The organism is Microbacterium sp. Leaf351 (genome assembly GCF_001423825.1).
GTDB classification, from domain to species: Bacteria; Actinomycetota; Actinomycetes; order Actinomycetales; family Microbacteriaceae; genus Microbacterium; species Microbacterium ginsengisoli.
The window spans coordinates 22,134-24,613 of sequence record NZ_LMPK01000034.1 but is presented as its reverse complement, the minus strand read 5'-3'; the positions used below and the strand labels follow the sequence as shown (position 1 = coordinate 24,613).

Genomic DNA, 2,480 nt, shown 5'->3' with positions numbered 1-2,480 from the left:
CTTCGGTGCCGGCAACGGATAGTCAGCAATGACATCCCTTTGGTCAGATCAAACTCGCTGCGCCGGGCCTATTCCGCTCGGAACAGCAAAAATTCTTTACGGAGAGTTTGATCCTGGCTCAGGATGAACGCTGGCGGCGTGCTTAACACATGCAAGTCGAACGGTGAAAGAGAGCTTGCTCTCTGGATCAGTGGCGAACGGGTGAGTAACACGTGAGCAATCTGCCCCTGACTCTGGGATAACAGCTGGAAACAGCTGCTAATACCGGATACGAGTTGCGAAGGCATCTTCAGCAGCTGGAAAGAATTTCGGTCAGGGATGAGCTCGCGGCCTATCAGCTTGTTGGTGAGGTAATGGCTCACCAAGGCGTCGACGGGTAGCCGGCCTGAGAGGGTGACCGGCCACACTGGGACTGAGACACGGCCCAGACTCCTACGGGAGGCAGCAGTGGGGAATATTGCACAATGGGCGAAAGCCTGATGCAGCAACGCCGCGTGAGGGACGACGGCCTTCGGGTTGTAAACCTCTTTTAGCAAGGAAGAAGCGAAAGTGACGGTACTTGCAGAAAAAGCGCCGGCTAACTACGTGCCAGCAGCCGCGGTAATACGTAGGGCGCAAGCGTTATCCGGAATTATTGGGCGTAAAGAGCTCGTAGGCGGTTTGTCGCGTCTGCTGTGAAAACCCGAGGCTCAACCTCGGGCCTGCAGTGGGTACGGGCAGACTAGAGTGCGGTAGGGGAGATTGGAACTCCTGGTGTAGCGGTGGAATGCGCAGATATCAGGAAGAACACCGATGGCGAAGGCAGATCTCTGGGCCGTAACTGACGCTGAGGAGCGAAAGGGTGGGGAGCAAACAGGCTTAGATACCCTGGTAGTCCACCCCGTAAACGTTGGGAACTAGTTGTGGGGTCCATTCCACGGATTCCGTGACGCAGCTAACGCATTAAGTTCCCCGCCTGGGGAGTACGGCCGCAAGGCTAAAACTCAAAGGAATTGACGGGGACCCGCACAAGCGGCGGAGCATGCGGATTAATTCGATGCAACGCGAAGAACCTTACCAAGGCTTGACATATAGAGGAAACGTCTGGAAACAGTCGCCCCGCAAGGTCTCTATACAGGTGGTGCATGGTTGTCGTCAGCTCGTGTCGTGAGATGTTGGGTTAAGTCCCGCAACGAGCGCAACCCTCGTTCTATGTTGCCAGCACGTAATGGTGGGAACTCATGGGATACTGCCGGGGTCAACTCGGAGGAAGGTGGGGATGACGTCAAATCATCATGCCCCTTATGTCTTGGGCTTCACGCATGCTACAATGGCCGGTACAAAGGGCTGCAATACCGTAAGGTGGAGCGAATCCCAAAAAGCCGGTCCCAGTTCGGATTGAGGTCTGCAACTCGACCTCATGAAGTCGGAGTCGCTAGTAATCGCAGATCAGCAACGCTGCGGTGAATACGTTCCCGGGTCTTGTACACACCGCCCGTCAAGTCATGAAAGTCGGTAACACCTGAAGCCGGTGGCCCAACCCTTGTGGAGGGAGCCGTCGAAGGTGGGATCGGTAATTAGGACTAAGTCGTAACAAGGTAGCCGTACCGGAAGGTGCGGCTGGATCACCTCCTTTCTAAGGAGCATCTGAAGTCTTCGGACTTCCAGAGCCAGACTCGAGACGAATGTTCTCGACTGGTCAGCTCATGGGTGGAACATTTGACGAGGTGCCGGCGCGAAACGCCGAACTCAGTACGCTGCTTGCAGCTGGAAAGGTTCGTCGCGGAGCGACCGGCACATGCACGCTGTTGGGTCCTGAGGGACCGGGTGTGGCTTTCGAGCCCAACCTGACCTCAGGACCTTTTCTGGCTGCCGTAACGGCAAGCGGGGAAGGTACCGCCCGTACTTTGAGAACTACACAGTGGACGCGAGCATCTTAGAGACGATGCGTAAGCATCGTTTCACAAACGAATGATCGATAGATCAGCTCATGTGATTTCAAGTCTTTAAGAGCAAACGGTGGATGCCTTGGCATCTGGAGCCGAAGAAGGACGTAGCAATCTGCGATAAGCCTCGGGGAGTGGATAAGCACACTTTGATCCGAGGATCTCCGAATGGGGAAACCCCGCTGGGCGGCGTGCCGACCCAGTGACTCCCGCCTGAATATATAGGGCGGGTAGAGGGAACGTGGGGAAGTGAAACATCTCAGTACCCACAGGAAGAGAAAACAACCGTGATTCCGTTAGTAGTGGCGAGCGAAACCGGAAAAGGCTAAACCGAGCGTGTGTGATAGCCGGCAGGCGTTGCACGTTCGGGGTTGCGGGACTTTTCATGCAGTTCTGCCGAATTGCGAGCGTGACAAGAAGGTATAGACGAATGGCATTGAAAGGCCAGTCATAGAGGGTGCCAACCCCGTAGTCGAAATGCCTCACTTGGCGCGAGAAGTATCCCAAGTAGCACGGGGCCCGAGAAATCCCGTGTGAATCTGTCAGGACCACCTG

2 rRNA genes (1 of these 2 only partly in view) are annotated in these 2,480 nt (G+C 55.6%); both read left to right on the top strand.

Annotation, left to right across the window (positions count from 1 at the left end):
* Positions 1-95 precede the first annotated feature (95 nt).
* Positions 96-1,615 (top strand): 16S ribosomal RNA (locus tag ASG00_RS10240).
* Positions 1,616-1,975: 360 nt separating this feature from the next.
* Positions 1,976-2,480 (top strand): 23S ribosomal RNA (locus tag ASG00_RS10235) (it continues 2,350 nt past the right edge of the window).
* Together the 16S and 23S rRNA genes form the textbook arrangement of a ribosomal RNA operon.